Consider the following 19,747-nt stretch of genomic DNA (forward strand, 5'->3'; position numbering starts at 1 on the left):
CCCCCCCCTCCCCCCCCCCCCCCCCCCCCCCCCCCCCCCCCCCCCCCCCCCCCCCCCCCCCCCCCCCCCCCCCCCCCCCCCCCCCCCCCCCCCCCGGGACCGGTCCGCCATGCCGTCAGCGGGTCGGCGGTGCGAGCGCGCCCAGGGTCCGCAGGGCCGTCAGCGGCCCCTCCACCAGGTGCCGGTGCACCTGCTCCGGGCAGGCCGGGCTGTCGGGGTCGAGGACCACGGTCCGGGTGGTCGTGACCGTGGACCCCTGGGGCGAGGGCGCGACCGCCCAGTGGCCGGTGTGCTGGACGAGTCCGGTCGGCGGGGTCAGGGACTTGAAGACGACCTTGCGGGGCGCCAGCACCAGCCGCGCCGCCCGTCCGGTGCGCGGCCGCCCGTCCGCGTCGGTCTCGGCGAACTCCAGGAAGTGCACGCCGGGCGCCCCCTCTCCGGCGCGGGCCCGGACGGCTCCGGGAGCCAGGTCCGGCCGACGCCCCGGGTCGGCCAGCACCCGGTAGACCTCGCCCGGATCGGCCGCGACCGACAGGGTGGCGCGGAAGGACAGCGTCCGGCGGTCCAGTTCGGCCAGGTTCTCGGCGCACTCGGCGAGCCGGGCCATCTGGGCCCGGGTCCGGCCGTGGAACACTTCGGCCATGTCGCCGAGGCCCACCGGTGCGTCCTCGGCCAGCTCGAACTCGTGGACGGCCTCGACCCTCGTCCCACCGTCCGGTCCGGCGTCGAACGACCACGAGCCGCCGAGCCGGGCCACCTCGCCGACGGCGCCCTGCTGTTCGAACTCCATGCGCAGCGCCCCCGGATCCAGGCGCCGGCGCGACACCCAGGTGCGGATGGTCTCCTGGTCGGTGATGCCCCAGTAGCGCACCACGTCCTCCGGCCCCCGCCGTTCGAGCGGCTCGGTGTGCAGGATCCACGGGAACAGCCGGGGCCAGGTCTCCAGGCCGGTCAACAGCGCGTAGACGGTGGCGGCCGGCGCCGCGACGGCCGCCTCGGCGACGGCCCGCCCGGTGCGCGGTGCGCCGGTCACCGGGCCACCCTGGAGACGATCATGTGCAGGTAGGCGTTCACCGGCCGGACCTCTTCCACCGCCAGGCCCGCCCGCTCGACGAGCGCCAGCAGGTCGGCCCTGGTGTGCTTCTTGCCACCCACGTTGAGCAGCAGGAGCAGGTCCATCGCCGAGGTGAAGCCGGCCTCGGCGCCGGCGTCGACCAGGTTCTCCACGATCACCACCCGGGCGCCGGGGCGGGCGTGCCGGGCGACGTTGCGCAAGGTGGCCACCGTCGAGTCGTCGTCCCATTCGAGGACGTTCTTGAGCAGATAGAGATCCGCCTCGACCGGCACGTCGACGCGGCAGTCGCCCGCGACCAGCTCGCAGCGCCCGGCCAGCGGGCCGTCGCCGGTCAGCCGCGGATCCGGGTCGGCGACGACGGACGGCAGGTCGAACAGCACGCCCCGCACGCCGTGGCTGCTCTCCAGCAGCGCGGCCAGCGTCAGGCCCTGCCCGCCCGCCACGTCGACCAGCGTGTCCACCCCGGTCAGGTCCAGCACCGCCGGCAGCTGGAGCGCCGACAGCGTGCTGGCCTGCGTCATCGCCAGGTCGAACACCCGCGCGGAGTCCGGCGCGTCCTCGTGTAGATAGGCGAAGAAGTCCTTGCCGTGCAGGGCGTGGAAGACGTCCGCGCCGGAGCGGACCGCCTCCTCCAGCCGGGGCCACACCTCCCAGGTCCACGGCTCGGTCGCCCACATCGCCATGTGCCGCAGGCTGCGCGGGGTGCCCTCGCGCAGCAGCCGCGAGGTGGCGCTGTGCGAATAGCTCCCGTCCTCCTCCGCCACGAAGACGCCCCGCTGCGCCAGGGCACGCAGCAGCCGCCGCAGCGCCTGCGGGTCGGTTCCGGTGCGCCGGGCGAGCTGTTCGGCGGTGGCGGGCGTGTCGCCGAGCGCGTCGGCGACGCCCAGCCGGGCGGCGGCACGCACCGCGGCGGGCCAGGCGGCGGCGAGGATCAGTTCGCGCAGCTCCCGTACGGCCTCGGGTACGGCGGGGACCGCTCTCTGACCGGTCGGCTTCATCACGAGCACCTCTCGCGGTAGGACGGGAAGGGGGTACGCGGGGCCGTCACAATCCGGCCACGCTGTTCTCCCGGACGACGGTGAAGGGGGCCGGCTCCGCGCGGGCGTGCGCCATGATCTTCTTGACGCCGGCGAGGAAGCCCTCGCCGCGCAGCGCCTCCTGGTGCAGTTCGGCGCTCTCCCACTCGGCCGTCTCCACGTAGACGTTCGGCTCCTTGGCCGAGCGGTACAGGCGGTGCCGCCGAAAGCCCGGCCGGGCCGACATGTAGGCGTTGAGTTCGCCCAGGACCCGCTCGAACTCCTCGGTGTCCCCGGTCACGGTGAACCTGTTGATGAAGTGGAACATGACTGTCTCCTCTCTGATGTGACGGATCGTCAGGGCGTGGACGAAAAGTCGGCCAGCCGTGCGCGCAGCTCGTGGCGCGGGACCTTCCCGGTCGCCGACCGGGGGATCTCAGACACGAACGACACGCCGTGCAGATGCTCGTAGTAGGGCAGCCGTGCGTTGACGTACGCGGTCAGGGCCCCCTCCTCGACCTGGGTGCGCGCGACCACGAAGGCGTGGGCGACGGCTCCGTGCAGTTCGTCGGGGCGGTCCAGCACCACGCAGTCGGCGACGGCCGGGTGGGCGTTCAGCACGTTCTCGATGTCGCCGGGCGCGACCAGCCAGTTGTCGTGCTTGAACACGTCCTTGATGCGGCCGACGACGAACAGGAAGCCCTCGTCGTCGACGCGGCCGACGTCACCAGTGGCGAACCAGCCATCGGGGCCTATGTCCTCGCCGCGCTCGCGGCCCAGGTAGCCCAGCATCAGCTGCGGGCCGCGCACCTGGATCTCGCCGGTGGCCCCGCGCGCCAGCGCGGCCCCGGTGTCGAGGTCGACGATCCGGCAGTCGGTGCCGGCCGTGAGCACCCCGCACGAACCGGGCCGGGGACGGTCCGGGTCGCCGAGGTGGGTCGACGGGGAGGCCTCGGCCAGCCCGTACCCCTGGATCACCGGCGTCCCCAGCCGTTCGGCCAGCAGGTCCGCCGCCCGCGCGGACAGCTCCGAGCCGCCGGAGAGCACCGCCCGCAGGCCGGGCACCGACACCTCCGGCAGCCGGGGGTCTGCGGCCAGCCGGGCCAGGCGCACCGGCAGGCTGTAGTAGTGGGTCGCACCCGAGCGGGCCGCGGCCCGCAGCGCCTCCACCCCGTCCTGGCCCGGGTGCAGCACCAGGGTCGCGGTCGCGGTGACTGCGGCGTTTAGGTGCATCGGATGGAAGACCGGCAGGTGGTCGAAGAGCACCGCGTCCTCCGACAGCCGGTGCGCGTGCGCCGTCTGCGCGGCGTTGACGGTCAGGTTGCGATGGCTGAGCCGTACGGCCTTGGCCGGGCCGGTGGTGCCGCTGGTGAATTGGAGCCAGGCCAGCGCGTCCTCGTCCGCCAGGCCGCACGAGAAGCCCGACGGGTGACGCTGCATCAGCTCCTCCAGGGTGGGCGCGTCCTCGGCCCCCGTCTCCCGGTGGGTGAGGACCAGGGCGCGCAGGTCCGGGAGCCGCTCGCGCAGCGCCGACAGCCGCTGCGCGACCTGCGGCGTGACCACTGCGGTGCGCGCCCGGGAGATCCGCAGCTGCCGCACCAGGCGCTCGTCCGGCAGCAGCGAGTTGACCAGCACGCCGACGTTCCCGGAGCGCGAGACCGCGTAGTACGCGATCGGGAAGGCGAGGTCCAGCCGGTTGGTCAGCGCGATCGTCTCGCCGGGCCCGCCCGTGTGCGCGCGCAGCGCCGCGGCCAGCGCGCTCACCCGGGAGTCCAGGCCCCGGTAGGTCAGCTCGCCCTCGGAAGAGCGCAGGGCCGGCCGGTCGGGGGCCGTGCGCGCGGCCCGGGCGAGCAGGTCGTCCAGGCGGGGCCCGCCCAGCAGCCCGCCGAGCGTCTTGAGCGGGGGGCCGGTGAAGACCCGGTCTCCGGCGGACCCGGTGGTTGCCGCATCCTCGGCGTCGTACGGGCGACCCGATGCCATGTGCGTCCCTTCCGCTAGCCGTCGTTGCCGCCCCCCACCCTGGGGCCCGGCGCTGGAACGCCGCTGCGGGCCGGGGGCCGACGGCTGCACCGAGGCTGGACCAGCGGTTCAGCGGCCGCGGCGAGGCTGGTGGAAACACCTGGGCCGGGAGGAATCCAGTTGGACACGGACACCACGGAAGTTCTCGTCGTCGGCGCTGGTCCCGTCGGCCTCACCGTCGCCTACGAGCTGCGCCGCAGAGGCGTCGGCGTACGCGTCGTGGACGGCGCCGACGGCCCCGCCACCACCAGCCGGGCCACCGCGACCCACGCCCGGACCCTGGAGATCTACGACCAGATGGGGACACTGGCGGACCTGCTGCCCCGGGGGCTGCGCGTCGGCCACTTCTCGATGCACCGGGGCGGGCGGATGCTCGCCCGGCTCGGCACCGACTACTCGCAGTTGCCCACCCGCTTCCCCTTCACCCTCCAGGTCGACCAGGTCAGCACCGAGGAAGTGCTACGGACCCACCTGGCCGAACTCGGCGTGGACGTCGAATGGGACACCGAGGCCACCGGACTGGACCAGCCGCAGGGAGGCGGCGCGGTCGGGGTGCGCCTGCGGCACCGGGACGGGCGGACCGAGGAGCTCGCCGTGCCCTGGCTGGTCGGCGCCGACGGAGCCCACAGCTTCGTCCGCAGCCGCCTCGGCATCCCCCTGCTCGGCGAGTCCACCGAGACGTGGCTCGTCGCCGACGCCGTCCTGGACGTGGACCTGCCCAAGGACAGCCTGCACTGGCTGCACACCGGCCGGGGCACCGTCCTGCTCGTGCCGTTCGCCGCACCCGGCAAGTGGCGCCTGCTCGACACCGCCGACACCGACGGCCGCGAGGACCCACACGCCGTCGCCGAACGGTTCGCCGCGAAGATCGGCCAGGCCCTGGGCCGCACCGTCAAGGTCTCACCCCCCAGTTGGGTGTCGGTCTTCACCATCCAGCAGCGGATGGTGAAGTCCATGCGCGCCGGACGCTGCTTCGTCGCCGGCGACGCCGCCCACGTCCACAGCCCCGCCTCCGGGCAGGGCCTCAACACCGGTGTCCAGGACGCCTACAACCTGGGCTGGAAACTCGCTCAGGTGGTGCGCGGCGAGGCCCGGGAGGAACTCCTCGACAGCTACGGCGCCGAGCGCGTACCCGTCGGAGCCGCGCTGCTGGACTCGACCCGCACCGCGACCGCGCTGATCGCCCTGCGCAACGCCGCCGCTCCGGTCCTGCTCCCGCTCGGCCTGGGCGTCCTGCGCACGGTGACGCCGCTGCGCCGCCGCGTCGAACGCAAGATCCTGCGCGGCATGTCGGGCCTCGCCCTGCACTACCGCGACAGCCCGCTCACCGGCCGCACACCGCCCGACGCCGCGAGGCGGGACGTCCTGCCCCGTCCGGGCGACCGGGTGGCCTGCTCAGCCGGGACGGCGCGCACCTCGCCCGGCTGGCAGGCCCTGTGCGCCGAACTGACCGACCCCCGCTGGCTGTTGCTCGCGTTCGGCGACGGATCGGCGCCGTCCGGCCGGGCACTGACCCGGGTCCAGGACGACTTCCGCAGCGTGCTGTCCGTGCGCACGGTGCACCCCGACGGCCCCGGCCCGCTCCCCGACCCCGACGGCTCCCTGCGCGCCGGGCTCGGCGCGCAGGCTGGCGAGTACCTGCTGATCCGGCCCGACGGATACCTCGCCGCCCGCGGCAGGCTCTCCAGTGCCGATGCCCTGGGCGCCCGGCTGGCCTCCTTCCATCTCCTGCCGGGCGGCACCCGCGTCCTGCCCGAACGGGCGCCCCGATGACGGCGCGCCACCACCGGCCCCTGGACGGCAAGGTCGCCCTGGTCACCGGCGGCACCCGGGGCCTGGGCCGGGTGATCGCGCTCAAGCTACGGGAGTCGGGCTGCCGGGTCGTCGCCTGCCACCTGCGGGATGAACCGGCCCCGTCACTGCCGCAGGGCGTCACCGCCGTGCGCGCGGACGTCACCCGCCCCGACGAGATCGTCCCACTGATCGAGGGGACCGGCCGCGAACACGGCCGGCTGGACTTCTTCATCCACAACGCGGCCGCCTTCCACCCCATGCCCGCCCACAACCTCGACCCCGTCGCCTGCGCGCAGGACATGGCCGTCGCCCTGGGCCCGTTCCTCCACGCCATCACGCCGCTGGCCGGGCTCCTGACGGCCACCGCGGGCCGGATCGTCGTCGTCTCGAGCACCGGAGGCAGATCCGTGATCCCCGGCTACGTCAGCCTCGGCATTGCCAAGGCGGCCCTGGAACACCTCGTGCGCCACCTCGCCGTCGAGCTCGCCCCCCGCGGGATCGCCGTCAACGCGGTCGCGGGCGGCAAGCTCGACGAGGGCGCCACGGCCGCCACCGATCCCGTCGGCCCGCGGATCGCCGCCCGTACCCCCGTGGGCCGCCTGACCACCCGCGAGGAGCTGGCCGACGCGGTCAGCCTGCTGTGCCACCCGCAGGCGGGCGCGCTGCACGGCCAGGTGATCACCGTCGACGGCGGCCTCAGCCTCCTGGCCTGACCTCTGCCCGCCACCGCATCCGAACACCGACCGAACAGGGGGCGCCCCCATGCGCATCATCGACCTGTCCACCGCCGTGGACGCCTCCGGCTGGGAACCGGATCCCGTCCGACACGAGATCATGTCCCCCGCCGAAGGCGGCAAGCACATGGCCGCCGCCATGGCCGCGGCCTTCGGCACCGAGTTCGACCCGGCCCACCTGCCCGACGGGGAACTACTCTCCCTCGACACCCTCACCCTCACCAGCCACACCGGCACCCACGTCGACGCCCCCTCGCACTACGGCAGCACGGCCGCGTACGGCACCCCCCGGCACATCGACCAGATGCCGCTGGACTGGTTCGTCGGCGACGGCGTCCGCCTGGACGTCTCCGACGCACCGACCGGCACCATCGGGGCCGACCGGCTCGAACAGGCCTTCGCCGAGATCGGGCACCGCCCCCGGCCTGGCGAGATCGTCCTCCTGCGCACCGGCGCCGACCGCCGCGCCGGGCGCCCCGAGTACTTCACCGACTTCGCCGGCCTGGACGGACCCGCCACCGAGTTGCTCCTCGACCTGGGCGTGCGCGTCATCGGCACCGACGCCTTCAGCCTGGACGCGCCGTTCGGGCACATGATCGACACCTACCGGCGCACTGGCGACCAGAGCGCGCTCTGGCCCGCGCACGTCGCCGGCCGCCGGCGCGAGTACTGCCAGATCGAACGCCTCGCCAACCTGGATGCCCTGCCCACCCCCACCGGCTTCACCGTGCTCTGCCTCCCGGTGAAGATCGCCGACGCCGGCGCGGGCTGGACCAGGGCCGCCGCACTCCTGCCGGACGCCTGAGCGCCTGAGACCCTACCCACCCGCACCGGGGCACACCGTCCCCGCACCCCGAGAGGACCCCATGAACCCGACCAACGGCCCACTGACCAAACAGGTCCTGCACGAGATCTCCCGCGGCTACCTCAAGACCGCCCTGCTGCGCACCGCCATGGAGCTGCGCCTGTTCGAGGGCGTCGGCGAGGACGGCGCCGACGCCGACGGCCTCGCCGCCGCCCGCTCGGTGGACCCACGGGCCCTGCGCATCGTCCTCGACGCCCTGACAGCCATCGGCTTGCTGCGCAAGGACGCCGACCGCTACACGCTGCCGCCCGGCGGACGCGAGCACCTGCTGCCCTCCGGCGAGCACTACTTCGGCGGCGCGGTGCGCCTGGGCGCCAGCGACTGGGAGTGGGGCGCGCAGGCCCGGCTGGCCGACGCGGTCCGCAAGGGCGGCACCGTCCTCACCGAGCACTACCTGACCCCGGAACTCGACTACTGGGAGGACTTCGCCGAGCACACCACCTGGTTCAACAACGGCGCCGCCGAGGTCCTCGCCGACCAGCTGGCGCCCTGGGCCCGGGAGCGGGAGACCGTCGACGTCCTGGACGTCGCCGCCAGCCACGGCAACTACGGCTTCGCCCTCGCCCGCCGCGAGCCGCGAGCGAGGATCTGGGCCTTGGACTGGCCCAACGTCCTGCCGCACACCCGGCGCAACGCCGAACGCCACGGGCTCGCGGACCGGCTGAGCCTGATCCCGGGCGACATGTTCACGGTGCCGCTGGGCGGGCCGTACGACCTCGTACTGGTCACCAACGTGCTGCACCACTTCGCCGAGGAGAGCGCCGTACGGCTGCTCACCCGGCTGTCCGGGGCCCTTCAGCCAGGCGGGCGGATCGCGGTGGTCGGCCACACCTTCCACGAGGGCGAGGACCCGGCCCGCAACCCGATGCCCTTCCTGTTCTCGGTCAGCATGCTGGCGCAGACGCACGACGGTGAGACGCACTCCGTCCAGGCGTACGAGCGGATGCTGGCGGCGAGCGGCTTCGGCGGCACCCGGATGTACACCGGTCCCCGGGCGCAGCACACGGTGTTCCTTGCGGAGAAGGCATGAGGCCCGCCGATCCGGCCGACCGTCGCGTCGTCATCACCGGGCTCGGGGTGCTGGCGCCCGGCGGCACCGGGGCGGAGGAGTTCTGGAGCCTGCTCTCGGAAGGCCGTACGGCGACCCGGCGGATCACCTCCTTCGACCCGTCGCCGTTCCGCTCCCGGGTGGCCGCGGAGATCGACTTCGACCCGTGGCAGCACGGTCTCGGCCCGCAGGAGGTCCGGCGGATGGACCGGGCCGCGCAGTTCGCCGTGGTCGCCGCGCGCGAGGCGCTGGCCGACAGCGGGCTGCCGCGCGCGGGCGGGGACCCGGGCCGCACGGGGGTGAGCGTGGGCAGCGCGGTCGGCGCGACCATGAGCCTCGACCAGGAGTACCGGGTGGTCAGCGACGGGGGCCGGCTGGAGCTGACCGACCACGCCTACGCGTCCCCGCACCTCTACCAGCACTTCGTCCCGAGCTCCTTCGCCGCCGAAGTGGCCTGGCAGGCGGGTGCCGAGGGCCCGGCGACCGTGGTATCCACCGGCTGTACCTCGGGCCTGGACGCCGTCGGGTACGCGGCGGAACTGATCCGCGAGGGATCGGCGGACGTGATGATCGCCGGGGCCACCGACGCTCCGATCTCGCCCATCACCCTGGCCTGCTTCGACGCCATCAAGGCGACCACGCCCCGGGAGGACGAACCCGAGCACGCTTCCCGGCCCTTCGACGCCACCCGCAACGGCTTCGTGCTGGGAGAGGGGGCGGCGGTCTTCGTGCTGGAGGAGCTCCAGGGCGCGCTGCGGCGCGGTGCCCGGATCCGCGCCGAGATCGCCGGCTTCGCCTCCCGCTGCAACGCCTTCCACATGACCGGGCTGCGCCCGGACGGCGCCGAGATGGCCGAGGCGATCACCCACGCGCTGGACCAGGCCCGGATCGGCCCCGACGACGTCGACTACGTCAACGCACATGGCTCCGGCACCCGGCAGAACGACCGGCATGAGACGGCCGCCTTCAAGCGCGCCCTGGGCGCGCACGCCTACCGCGTCCCGGTCAGTTCCATCAAGTCGATGGTCGGGCACTCCCTCGGCGCGATCGGTTCCATCGAGATCGCCGCCTCGGTGCTGGCCATGGAGCACCACGTGGTGCCGCCGACCGCGAACCTGCACGCCCCCGACCCGGAGTGCGACCTGGACTACGTCCCGCTCGCCGCCCGGGACTGGCGCACCGACACGGTGCTCAGCGTCGGCAGCGGCTTCGGCGGCTTCCAGAGCGCGATGGTGCTGACCCGGCCGGGCCGGAGGCGGCCATGACGGCCTCCGTCGCCGTCACCGGGCTCGGGGTCGCGGCACCCAACGGCCTGGGCGTCGCCGACTACTGGGCGGCGGCCCTGGTCGGCAAGAGCGGCATCGGCCCGGTCACCCGCTTCGACGCGAGCGGCTACCCGGCCCGGCTCGCTGGTGAGATCACCGGGTTCCTGGCCGAGGAGCACCTCCCGGCCCGGTTGCTGGTGCAGACCGACCGCATGACGCGGATCGCCCTGGCGGCCGCCCAGTGGGCGTTGGACGACGCCGGGATACCGCCGCACACGTTGGCGCCGTACGAGGCGGGCGTGGTGACGGCGAGCTCGTGCGGAGGGTTCGAGTTCGGCCAGGACGAGCTGCGCAAGCTGTGGAGCAAGGGCAGCCGGTACGTCAGCGCGTACCAGTCCTTCGCCTGGTTCTACGCCGTCAACACCGGCCAGATCTCGATCCGACACGGGCTCAAGGGACCCAGCGGCGTGGTGGTGAGCGACCAGGCCGGCGGCCTCGACGCGCTGGCCCAGGCCCGGCGGCACATCCGCCGGGGCAGCCGGCTCGTCGTCTCCGGCGCGGTGGACGCATCGCTGTGCCCCTGGGGCTGGACCGCCCAGCTCACCAGCCGGCGGATGAGCACCGCCACGCAGCCGGATCGGGCGTACCTGCCGTTCGACCCGGCCGCCCGGGGCCACGTGCCCGGGGAGGGCGGCGCACTCCTCGTCCTGGAGGACGCCGACACGGCCCGCGCCCGCGGAACCCGCCTCTACGGCCTGATCGCCGGTTACGGAGCCACCTTCGACCCGCCGCCCGGCAGCGGGCGCCCGCCGACCCTGGAACGAGCGGTCCGGGTGGCCCTCGCCGACGCGGACGCGGAACCCGGGGACGTCGACGTCGTGTTCGCGGACGGTGCGGCCATACCCGACCTCGACCGGGCGGAGGCACACGCCCTTCGGGCCGTGTTCGGCCCGCACGCGGTGCCGGTCACCGTGCCGAAGACGATGACCGGACGGCTCAACTCCGGGGGCGCTCCGCTGGACGTGGCCACCGCGCTGCTGGCCATCCGGGACGGCATCGTCCCGCCGACGACGAATGTCTGTGCGGACCCCGCCCTCGGGCTCGACCTGGTGACCGACGTCCCGCGCAGCACACCCGTGCGCACCGCGCTCGTCATCGCCCGCGGCCACGGCGGTTTCAACGCCGCCCTGGTGATCCGGGCCGCCGACGGGCCGTGAGACCACACCCCACGACACACGCCGAGATGGGAGCGTCATGCCCGAGCAGCAATTCACCCTCGACGACCTGGCAAGCGTCCTGAGCTCCGCCGCCGGGGCCGTCACCGACGGCACGTTGGACGCGGACGCCCTGGACCGGGAGTTCACGGATCTGGGCTATGACTCGCTGAACCTGCTGGAGGCCGTGGCCAGGATCGAGCAGGACTACGGGATCACCCTGGCCGACTCGGTGATCGGCGAGGCCACGACACCGCGGGCCCTGGTGCAGGCGGTCAACGAGCGGGGACGGGCGGGTGCGCCCTGACCCGTTCCGCTGCCATGGCCGGCCGCCGCGGGCACCGGTTCCGAGGGCGCCGTAACGGACGGGGCCCGGTCCGGGTTCAGGTCGAAGGGGCGGCCGGCGGAAGTGTCCGAAAAGGATCTTCCGCCGGCCGCTCCGTCTTCCCCGGGCGGGCCGGTTGGTGGTCGAATCACTGCCGCCCGCATCGGCCACTCATCCCCCTGGGAGAGGCATGTCCGTCCTGACCCCCCGCCGCAAGGCCGCCGCCGCCGTCGCCCTCGGCACCCTCGCCCTCACCTGCGCCGGGGTGACGCCCAGCAGCGCGGCCGGCCAGGTCCTGTGGACGCCGAGCACCAGCGCGGGCCCGTCCTCGTTCAAGTCGGTCCAGTGCGCGGCCGGCAACTTCGGCGTCGTCAAGGACTCCGTCAAGGGCGACGTGTGGCGGGCCTTCCAGGCGGCCGGGGAGGAGCGCTGCGAGACGCTCAGCCCGGACCTGAAGGAGGGCGACACGTTCTACCTGGGCTGGTCGTCCAAGGTGGACGTCAAGGACACCAACAGCCGGTACGTGTTCCAGCTGAAGTGCTCGCCGAGCACCGACACGGCCAACCACCCGATCGAGATCGACATCACGAACGGGCGCGTGCGCCTCCAGGAGTGGGACGTCAACCACGTGTCGCACTCCCTGTGGACGGCGCAGACGGCCAACAACACGTGGCACTCCTACGCGCTCAAGATCCGCCTGGGGCGCACGGACGGGACCATCGACTTCTGGTTCGACGGCGTGAAGCAGACGTTCACCACCGGCTCGGGCACCTTCACGGGCACCACCTGGGACGGCGACCGCAACTACCTGAAGTGGGGCTCGTACCACCAGTCCACGGGGGACGCGACGAACACCTTCACCAGCCCGGTGATGGCCACGACGCTGGAGGCGGCCACCGCGGGCTCGTAGGGGCGGCCGCAGGAGGTGTCCTCGGCCCGTGTTCAGTCCGCGATGCCGGAGATCGCCAGCGGCAGGTGCCGGGGCCCGCGCAGGATCGGGCTGCGGCGGTACACGGGCGGGTCCTGGAGCAGGCGGGGGCCTTCGAGGCGGCGGACGAGCGCGGTGAGGGCGATCCGCCCCTCGACCCTGGCGAGCGGCGCGCCGAAGCAGCTGTGCACGCCGCCGCCGAAGCCGAGGTGCCGGTTGTCCTGCCGGGCCGGGTCGAAGCGGTCCGGGTCGCGGAAGCGCCGGGGGTCCCGGTTGCCGGAGGCGAGCACCAGGACCAGCGGCTCGCCCTTGGGGATGGTGACGCCGGCGACCTCGACGTCGGTCAGCGCGGTGCGCTGCGGCAGCAACTGGACCGGGGGCTCGTAGCGCAGCACCTCCTCCACCATGCCGGGCATCAACTCGGGCCGCTCGCGCACCAGTTGGAGGGCGTCGGGGTGGCGCAGCAGGGTGAGCGCGCTGTTGGTGATCAGGTTGACGGTCGTCTCGTGCCCGGCGATGAGCAGCAGGACGGCGGTGGCCATCAGCTCCTGCGGAGTGAAGCCGCCGTCCGGGCCGGGGTCGTTGACGAAGGTTCGTCCAGGTCGTTGGTCACGATCGTGGGCGGCACGGCGAGGCCGAGTCGAGAGGCCGTGGCGAGCCGGGCGGGTTTGTAGTCGGCTTCCGCTTCGCGAAGCGGGTGGTTCACCCAGAGCGGACCGTCGAGGGCGTAGAGGACGCCCCCGAGGCCGTAGCGGACCTGGGCGGCGGCGAAGCGGGCGTCGCCGTCGCCCAGACCGGCTTCCTGGAACGTCGGCCAGACGGGGCGGCGCCAGTACACCGATCGCACGCGGGCCAGGTCGGCGGTCCTCGACGGGGTACGCACCTGCCCGGCCACGGAGGCCGGGCAGGTGCCGAACCGAGCCGAGACCGCCATCCCCGCCCCGATGTCGCGGGCGTCGAACCTGACCACCGGCACACTTCGCCGGTTGAGTTCGGTGATCACCATGTCAGCGGTGACGTCCACCGCTTCGGTGGCCACCAGGACCGGCCTCTCGTCGGTCACAGTCATCAGTCCCCGGTGCTGTCCTGGTCGTGGCCCTGGTCGTTCCGGGAGTCCGAGTTCGTGATGGTGTTCGTCTCGGTTCCCCTGTTGGTGCCGTGCTTGCCCATCTCCACCACCCGGCCGGCACGGTCGCGGAAGACGCCGAGTTGCGTCACCGGATCGATGCCGACGGTGGCGAACGGAAGACGCGCGGAGGCCGGGTATGGCGCGAGCCGGCCGGCGCCCCACGGGCGGGTGACGGTGACGGGCGGTGCTTCGGTGACATCCACGAAAACTCCTCGGAGTGCGCTGGGCCGACGGATGAGTCGGACGTGCCGACCCCACCAGGACACCGCGTCCGGCCGCTGCGACAACAGGTGCGCGACCGCTGCACTCCCGTGCGGACCGGCGCCGCGGGAACCGCTGCGAACTGCTGTGTTTTGCTGCGAACGTCCGTCCTGCGAGGCCTGGTTGACGCAGCGGGGCGTACCCTGATGCCCCTGAAGCACACGGCCGCCAGCACGAGGGAGCCTCCGGTGCCAGCATCCGGACGACGCCCGAACGACGCCCTGGCCCACTGGGTCACCAGCACCGGGGCGAGCCATGAGAAAGTCGTCCGGGAAGTCGCCAAGGTCGCCCGCGAACACGGCCGCAACGACATCCGGCCCGACCGTTCCCGCGTTCCCCGGTGGATCAAGGGCGAGGAACCACGCGAACCCATCCCGGAGTACCTGGCCACGGCCCTGGGGCGCCTCAGCAACCCCCAGATCCCCCTCGCACCCGCCGACATCGGCATGACGGGCCGACCGTCCGTCGGCATCGCCTCGTCCTGGTCCGGAGCGGCGGTCGTCGCAGCGATCATCGACACCACCAGGAGCGACGCCATGACCGACGACACCTCCCCCACCCGCGCCCGTCTCCTCGTCGGCCCGGGCCTCCTCGCCGCCGTGCAGCCCTGGCTCCACCTGCCGGACGCCGAACTCCCCGCCCCCACCCGCCCGGGGCGCCTCGGCATGTCCGACGTCCAGCGCATCAGGGACACCACAGACGCCTTCCGGGTGCTCGACAACGCACACGGCGGCGGCCTCAGCAGACGAGCCGTCGTCGGCCAGCTCCGCGACGTCACCGAACTCGCCAAGCAGGGGCGCGTCAGCGACAAGGTCGGCCGCGAGCTGTTCGTCGCCGTCGCCGACCTCGCCTCCGTCGCCGGCTGGATGACCCACGACACCGGGCGCCACGCCGAAGCCCAGCACTACCTCCTGCTCGGCCTCCAAGCCGCCAAAGCAGCAGGCGCCCAAGGCGCGGGAATCGCCGGCCACCTCCTCAACTGCCTCGCCCGTCAGGCCAACCACCTGGGCCGCACCGCCGATGCGCTCGACCTCGTCCAGGCGGGGCTGTACGGCACCCGCAAACGTCCCGCCGACCGGCTGCGTGCCGTCCTGGCCACCCTGGAAGCCCGCTGCCACGCCACTCTCGGCGACCTGCCCGCCGTCGAGCGGTCCATCGCGGTCGCCGAACACGCCCTCGACTCCGACGCCGAAGTCCCCACCTGGGTGGAGTGGTTCGACCGAGCCGAGTACGAGGTCACCGTGGGCGTGTGCGAGCTGATCACCGCCGAACACGACGCCGACCGGGCTCGGCGTGCGATCACCGACATCCAGGCAGGCACCGCGCTGCGCCCTGCGGAGCGGACCCGCAGCCGGGCCTTCGACCAGATCGCCCTGGCACGGGCGTACACCCGAGCGCGGGACCTCGACGGCGCGGACGGCGCGACCTCGGCCGCCCTGCACCTGTTCGGCCGGGTCGACTCCACCCGCATCACCGACCGCCTTCAGGAACTCGACGAAGAACTCGCGGCCGTACCTGGGTCCAGCGCGGCCCGCTCCGCCCGCGAGCGCATCCGCTCGGCCACCGCCGACTGACCGCCGCCAAGGACGGCGGAGAGGTCGTTGACGACGACCGGCAGCCGCTGGGACCCCGGCCGGCAGCGCCCGCGAGCCGCTTCGCGCCGGCCCGGGCCCATGGCCGGCGCTCGCCGCCCCGGCGAGGACGGGCCAAGCCGTCGAAGCGGACCGGTCCGACTTCCCCGGTGGGCAGCCGGCTGCCCGGTGGCCGGGCGGCACGGCCCAGGACGCGCTGGCTGCGAAGAAGCCGGGCGCATCCGGGCGAGGAGAGAACGCGGGGCCCGGACCGCAGTGTATAGTCCGGGCCCCGCGGTTCCCAGTGGTTCAGCTCAGGCCTCGCCGGATCCGCCGTCGCGGAGGGCGGCGGGTCCGGCGAGGGAGCTCCGAAGGCGGCCTCGGCGGGAGGTCAGGACTTGACGATGGCGAGGTACTTCGCAGCGTCGGCGAGGGTGGAGACGGTGACGCCGCCGACCTTGTGCGGGGGCGTCTTGGGATCGGCGTGCTTCTTCACCGCCCAGCCGGAGAAGCCGTCCCAGTCGTTCTCCAGGGCCTTGATGAACGGGCGCTTGCCGACCGTGCCCGTCCAGCCGTTGGTGACCAGGCTCTGGATCCCGCTGAACCGGGCGGCCTCGCTGGAGTCCTGGATGAGGACCAGGAGCGCGTTGCACGCCTTCGGGACGTCGAGCTTCGGAGGCGTCCCGGTGGTGGGGGCGGCGAGGTCGACGACGGACTGGTTGACCCTGTCCCGGCTGAGGGAGACGGTGTCGCGCTTCACGGTCCCCTTGTTCTCCAGGGTGACGTAACTGCCGTCGAAGCCGGTGGGGACGGTGGTGGTGCGCCCGGTGGGGTTGTAGACGGGCTTGGGAGTGTCGGTGAGCGCGTAGAAGGTGTCGGTGGCCGGCAGGTACCAGCCGACGACGTACAGGTTGCTGGCCCGTACGACGAGATCCACCCGGGCGCCCGTCCCGGCGGTCAGGTGCAGGGGGAACAGGTCGTTCACGGCCGTCGGCCGGGTGCGGTAGATGCCCTGGTAGAACACCTGCCCGTTGGTGGCGCGCAGGCGCAGGGCCTGGACGAAGTCCCGGTACGCGCCGGTGCCGGCGGTGCCGGTGTTGAGGACCGGATCCGGGTAGGCGGCGTGCGGCGCCGCGCGGACGGCCTCGGGGGCGGGGGCGGTGGTGTGGGCGGCGGCCGGGGCGGTGGCGGAGGTGGCGAGGGCGGCGGTGAGCGTGAGGGCGAGGGCGAGTAGGCGCGGGACCTGACGAGGCATGGCAGTCTCCTCGATGGCGCGGAGGGAGCCGTACGGGCCGGGCTGCCGGCGGTCACCCGCAGCCACGGCTGGTCCCACCATCCAGGCACGATCCGCGCGCGGCCCACCAACGGGGGGCCGCCGTTCGAAGTCGGTTGGCAGGTGGATGGCCCAGTCCGAGCGTCCCCGGGTGGCCAGAGCCGGGCGGGCGGGTTAGGCCTCGCCGAACTCGCCGCTGCGGAGGGCGGCGAGGAAGGACACCCAGGCCTCGGCGGGGAAGACCAGGGCGGGGCCGTGGGGGTCCTTGGAGTCACGGACGGGCATCACATCGGCAGAACTGAGTGCTACCTCAATGCAGTCGCCGCCTTGCTGGCTGTACGAGGACTTGAACCACTGGGCACCTGATAGATCAACTTCCAGAGCACTCATAGCCCTTCCGTGCCCTCCCCCACCTATGCAAAACGCTCGGCCAGGGAACCCCAGCCGAGCGTCTGCTGACTCTTCATGGTCTGAACCCGGCAGCCGGTCTCGTGCAGCGGCCCCTGGTAACCGCCCCAGGCCGGGAGCCGTTTCAGGGCTTCGGCTCAGACCTCGCCGAACTCGCCGCTGCGGACGGCGACGAGGAAGGACGTCCAGGCCTCGGACGGGAAGATCAGAGCCGGGCCGTGGGGGTCCTTCGAGTCACGGACGGGCGTCAGACCAGGGAAGTCGGGAGCCACCTCAACACAATTGCCACCTTGCTGACTGTAGCTCGCCTTCACCCAACGGGCGGCGGCCAGGTTGATGTCGGACATTGGATCCCTTTCCGAGCAGCGCGCATCCATTCGAGAGTCGCCGCTTCGGCCAGCGCTCCCACCTGGAGCCGATCGTAGCGTTTTCTCCAACTGGCGAGCCGATCAGTGTCCCGCTCAAGGTGGCTTCGGCCCTCGGATTCCGAGTACCCCAGGAGGGATTGGTCAGGGAGAGTCAGGAGCACCATCGGCAAGGAGAAGGGACGTTCCTCAGCTAGCGCGAACGGTGCAACTTGAAGGATCACGTTGTTGACGGCATACATCTCCTCCAAGTGAGCGAACTGCGCCCTCATCACCTCAGGGCCTCCGATAGGGCGATGAAGGCAACTCTCGTCCAACACTGCATGTACCAGCGGCGGCCGAGCACGGTGAAGTAGTTTCTGCCGCGTGAGCAGATAGGTCACTCGTTCATCCGCCTGCTGCGGCGTGATCGCGCCTCGACGGACATCGCCAGCTGCCAGAGCCCGGGCATAGGGCTCGATCTGGAAGAGACCCGGGATAACTCCAGCCTCATAGATCCTTATCTCGGTGGCAATCTGCTCCTGATTCGCGTACTCGGGGAACCCTTCTAGCAGGGCCGAGTGCTTGGCCTGGAGCCACATCAGCAGCAGGGTTCCGCCCGTCTCCAGCACGCGATCGGCATCACGTGCGAACTTCTCGCTTGGCGGAGTCCGGCCGGGCGGAGCAAGTTCGGCGTAGGAGACGTAGGAGGGGTCGACTCCCAGGAGTTTCGCCAGCTGGGCTTGCGTGAGGCCAGCAGCCCTGCGTGACCTGCGAAGTTGCACTCCGAAGGGAGCCCAGGGGCTTGATGTTGGATCAAGTTCCTTGAGGTTCAATGATCTTCACCTACTTGCCGAGCACCGATTTCAAGCTTCAGATCGGCTTCCGATGATAGGGGCCGGAGCGCCATCATGGCTACAACCGGTGATTCACCGGATGCACAGAGCAATCCACAAAGACATCATGGAGCCCCCGCTGGACCCTCTGAAGCACTTCCAACTCCCGTAATTTGCAAGGGGCTTCGTCAAACGTAGGAGCGGAAGGTCGCACAGAGAAACCTTCACTAAGGCCGCTCTCGAACGAGTGACAGGTCGTCTAGGCCTCATACAACCGGCAGCAGCCGCCCACGCGCCGCCAAGCGCACCCTGTTCACACGCACCCCGAGGTACTCCCCCATGCCCATCCCCCGCCGCCCCCGACCGTTCGTCGCGCGCCTCGACTCCTGTGTCGAATCCGCGCCGCTCGCCCGCTACTTGCTCCGGGCCTACCTCTCCGGGCTGCCCGCCGGCGACCGCTACTGCGACACCGCCGAACTCCTCCTGTGCGAACTCTTCGCCAACGCCGTCCGGCACTCCGCCGCTCCCGACGACCGGCACATCGAGGTCCGCTTCTCCCTCGCCAACTCCCGTCTCCGGCTGGAAGTCCACGACGCCGGGAGCGGCCGACCGTCCCTCCGTGCCGCCGGGCCGGACGACGAGTGCGGACGCGGTCTCCTTCTCGTCAACGAGCTGGCCGAGCGGTGGGGTTGCTGCCCGCGCGCCGGCGGTATCGGCAAGTTCGTCTGGGTGCTCATCGCCCCCACCCCCATCCCCGCCACCGCCTGAAAGCCCGGACCTCCCTCATGCACCTCGTCACCCTCGCCCGCCACACCCTCTCCCGTGGCGCCACCCCCGCCGCCACCTACGCCCTCCTCGCCCGCCTCGGCCACCAGCCCCTGCCCTGCGCCCAGGCCGTCTGCGCCGCCCTCGCCATCCCCCCGGAAGACATCACCCGCCGCCTCGACGACTGCTACGACGCCCTCCTCGCCAACCCCCGACCCGACTCCGAAGCCGACACCGGCGAAGTCCTCGAAGCCCTCGGCGTCTTCGACGTCCCCAAGCAACTCACCCCCACCGAGCGCACCATCGTCGCCCACCTCACCACCGCCGTCGACGCCCACGGCGGCCTCCGCCCCGGCCACCACCACGGCCTCCAGCGCTGGTTCACCACCGGCAACCTCACCGCCGCCTACCTCTCCCTCACCGCCGCCACGCCCCTGCCCCGCACCGGCGATCCCGCCCTGTACTGGTCCACCCTCGTCACCGCCGGGGAACTCCTCACCACCGTCCTCCCGTCCGACCGCCGCATCACCTACGCCCTCACCCACTGCCGCACCCAGGCCACCCGCACCTGAATCCCGGGCCTGCGCAGGAAGTCGGACCCGCCGACTTCCTGTGCATCACAGCAGCAGTCCTCGTCCCCCAGGCATCCAGCCCCGGCAGCCGCCTCCGCCCGGGCGGAGGGCAGGTCGAGCAGAATCCGACGCTCTCGCCGCCGCGTTGAGGTGGCCGGCGGGCCCAGCGCCGGCGCGGTGGTTCCCGACCGATCGGCAGCGCGAGTTGGCGTGGGCGCCCAGCGGCGCAGCGCCCGGCCTCCCCGGCGCGGCGGTCGAGCGGCACCCGTGAGCGGGCGATGGTGTACCGCTCCCAGCCGGCAAGG

Annotated in this window: 20 protein-coding genes and 2 pseudogenes; 11 read left to right on the forward strand and 11 right to left on the reverse strand. The window is 72.7% G+C overall.

Going from position 1 to position 19,747, the window contains the following annotated elements; translation table 11 throughout:
• Positions 1-115 precede the first annotated feature (115 nt).
• Genes ACZ55U_RS34415 through ACZ55U_RS34430 form a run of 4 tightly spaced genes read right to left on the reverse strand, consistent with a single transcriptional unit; the run spans position 116 to position 4,071 of the window.
• Positions 116-1,033 carry an SRPBCC family protein gene (locus tag ACZ55U_RS34415; RefSeq protein ID WP_465532674.1) on the reverse strand — a complete coding sequence of 306 codons (918 nt, stop codon included), beginning with the start codon at positions 1,031-1,033 and terminating at the stop codon, positions 116-118.
• Positions 1,030-2,073 (reverse strand): methyltransferase, encoded by a 1,044-nt coding sequence (locus tag ACZ55U_RS34420; RefSeq protein WP_465532676.1) that lies wholly within the window; start codon positions 2,071-2,073, stop codon positions 1,030-1,032. Before ACZ55U_RS34420 ends, ACZ55U_RS34415 begins: the two co-directional genes overlap by 4 nt.
• Before the next feature lie 46 nt (positions 2,074-2,119).
• Entirely contained in the window at positions 2,120-2,419 is a 300-nt protein-coding gene (locus ACZ55U_RS34425) for an antibiotic biosynthesis monooxygenase family protein (RefSeq protein ID WP_465532678.1), read from the reverse strand.
• A 29-nt stretch (positions 2,420-2,448) separates the two neighbouring features.
• Positions 2,449-4,071: a class I adenylate-forming enzyme family protein gene (locus ACZ55U_RS34430; RefSeq protein ID WP_465532680.1), complete on the reverse strand. Its 1,623-nt coding sequence runs from the start codon at positions 4,069-4,071 to the stop codon at positions 2,449-2,451.
• A gap of 159 nt (positions 4,072-4,230) precedes the next feature.
• On the opposite strand from ACZ55U_RS34430, the gene ACZ55U_RS34435 reads away from it, so the two are divergent.
• The 8 genes from ACZ55U_RS34435 (at position 4,231) to ACZ55U_RS34470 (ending at position 12,265) form a co-directional block, all read left to right on the forward strand.
• Positions 4,231-5,883 carry an FAD-dependent oxidoreductase gene (locus ACZ55U_RS34435; protein WP_465532682.1) on the forward strand — a complete coding sequence of 551 codons (1,653 nt, stop codon included), beginning with the start codon at positions 4,231-4,233 and terminating at the stop codon, positions 5,881-5,883.
• On the forward strand, positions 5,880-6,617 hold the full coding sequence (locus tag ACZ55U_RS34440; RefSeq protein WP_465532684.1) for an SDR family oxidoreductase: 738 nt from the start codon (positions 5,880-5,882) through the stop codon (positions 6,615-6,617). The genes ACZ55U_RS34435 and ACZ55U_RS34440 overlap by 4 nt, the downstream gene beginning before the upstream one ends.
• Before the next feature lie 49 nt (positions 6,618-6,666).
• On the forward strand, positions 6,667-7,443 hold the full coding sequence (locus ACZ55U_RS34445) for a cyclase family protein (protein ID WP_465532687.1): 777 nt from the start codon (positions 6,667-6,669) through the stop codon (positions 7,441-7,443).
• A gap of 61 nt (positions 7,444-7,504) precedes the next feature.
• Entirely contained in the window at positions 7,505-8,533 is a 1,029-nt protein-coding gene (locus ACZ55U_RS34450; RefSeq protein ID WP_465532689.1) for a methyltransferase, read from the forward strand.
• The gene (locus tag ACZ55U_RS34455; RefSeq protein WP_465532691.1) at positions 8,530-9,816 is read left to right on the forward strand and encodes a beta-ketoacyl-[acyl-carrier-protein] synthase family protein; all 1,287 of its coding nucleotides are present in this window, start codon (positions 8,530-8,532) and stop codon (positions 9,814-9,816) included. The genes ACZ55U_RS34450 and ACZ55U_RS34455 overlap by 4 nt, the downstream gene beginning before the upstream one ends.
• Positions 9,813-11,033 (forward strand): ketosynthase chain-length factor, encoded by a 1,221-nt coding sequence (locus ACZ55U_RS34460; RefSeq protein ID WP_465532693.1) that lies wholly within the window; start codon positions 9,813-9,815, stop codon positions 11,031-11,033. The genes ACZ55U_RS34455 and ACZ55U_RS34460 overlap by 4 nt, the downstream gene beginning before the upstream one ends.
• A gap of 37 nt (positions 11,034-11,070) precedes the next feature.
• Positions 11,071-11,337 carry an acyl carrier protein gene (locus ACZ55U_RS34465; RefSeq protein ID WP_465532695.1) on the forward strand — a complete coding sequence of 89 codons (267 nt, stop codon included), beginning with the start codon at positions 11,071-11,073 and terminating at the stop codon, positions 11,335-11,337.
• A gap of 208 nt (positions 11,338-11,545) precedes the next feature.
• Positions 11,546-12,265 carry a heparin lyase I family protein gene (locus tag ACZ55U_RS34470; protein ID WP_465532697.1) on the forward strand — a complete coding sequence of 240 codons (720 nt, stop codon included), beginning with the start codon at positions 11,546-11,548 and terminating at the stop codon, positions 12,263-12,265.
• Between the two features lie 32 nt (positions 12,266-12,297).
• Here the strand turns inward: ACZ55U_RS34470 and ACZ55U_RS34475 are convergent.
• From ACZ55U_RS34475 to tgmA, 3 genes and pseudogenes are all read right to left on the reverse strand, one after another.
• A pseudogene (locus ACZ55U_RS34475) lies at positions 12,298-12,873 on the reverse strand (cytochrome P450); the annotation flags it as partial.
• Between the two features lie 11 nt (positions 12,874-12,884).
• Positions 12,885-13,352, reverse strand: a pseudogene (locus ACZ55U_RS34480) (MvdC/MvdD family ATP grasp protein); the annotation flags it as partial.
• A complete protein-coding gene (gene tgmA, locus ACZ55U_RS34485) occupies positions 13,352-13,615 on the reverse strand; it encodes a putative ATP-grasp-modified RiPP (RefSeq protein ID WP_465532699.1) in 264 nt (87 codons plus the stop codon). The gene tgmA and the pseudogene ACZ55U_RS34480, both read right to left, overlap by 1 nt.
• Before the next feature lie 246 nt (positions 13,616-13,861).
• Between tgmA and ACZ55U_RS34490 the strand changes: the two genes are divergently transcribed.
• Positions 13,862-15,247: a transcriptional regulator gene (locus ACZ55U_RS34490; RefSeq protein WP_465532701.1), complete on the forward strand. Its 1,386-nt coding sequence runs from the start codon at positions 13,862-13,864 to the stop codon at positions 15,245-15,247.
• 388 nt (positions 15,248-15,635) lie between these two features.
• On the opposite strand, the gene ACZ55U_RS34495 is transcribed toward ACZ55U_RS34490, so the two are convergent.
• The 4 genes from ACZ55U_RS34495 to ACZ55U_RS34510 all read right to left on the reverse strand — a co-directional run bounded on the left by ACZ55U_RS34495 (position 15,636) and on the right by ACZ55U_RS34510 (position 18,105).
• The gene (locus ACZ55U_RS34495) at positions 15,636-16,499 is read right to left on the reverse strand and encodes a ribosome-inactivating family protein (protein ID WP_465532703.1); all 864 of its coding nucleotides are present in this window, start codon (positions 16,497-16,499) and stop codon (positions 15,636-15,638) included.
• A 192-nt stretch (positions 16,500-16,691) separates the two neighbouring features.
• Positions 16,692-16,907 (reverse strand): DUF397 domain-containing protein, encoded by a 216-nt coding sequence (locus ACZ55U_RS34500; RefSeq protein ID WP_465532705.1) that lies wholly within the window; start codon positions 16,905-16,907, stop codon positions 16,692-16,694.
• A gap of 155 nt (positions 16,908-17,062) precedes the next feature.
• Positions 17,063-17,197 carry a DUF397 domain-containing protein gene (locus tag ACZ55U_RS34505; protein WP_465532707.1) on the reverse strand — a complete coding sequence of 45 codons (135 nt, stop codon included), beginning with the start codon at positions 17,195-17,197 and terminating at the stop codon, positions 17,063-17,065.
• Positions 17,198-17,235: 38 nt separating this feature from the next.
• Positions 17,236-18,105: a helix-turn-helix domain-containing protein gene (locus tag ACZ55U_RS34510; protein ID WP_465532709.1), complete on the reverse strand. Its 870-nt coding sequence runs from the start codon at positions 18,103-18,105 to the stop codon at positions 17,236-17,238.
• A 339-nt stretch (positions 18,106-18,444) separates the two neighbouring features.
• Here ACZ55U_RS34510 and ACZ55U_RS34515 point away from each other — a divergent pair, with 339 nt between their 5' ends.
• Entirely contained in the window at positions 18,445-18,873 is a 429-nt protein-coding gene (locus ACZ55U_RS34515; protein WP_465532711.1) for an ATP-binding protein, read from the forward strand.
• A 17-nt stretch (positions 18,874-18,890) separates the two neighbouring features.
• Positions 18,891-19,442, forward strand: coding sequence for a hypothetical protein (locus ACZ55U_RS34520; RefSeq protein ID WP_465532713.1), 552 nt, complete (start codon positions 18,891-18,893; stop codon positions 19,440-19,442).
• The last annotated feature ends 305 nt before the right edge of the window (positions 19,443-19,747 follow it).

The sequence above is a fragment of the Kitasatospora sp. NPDC034533 genome (genome assembly GCF_055575155.1).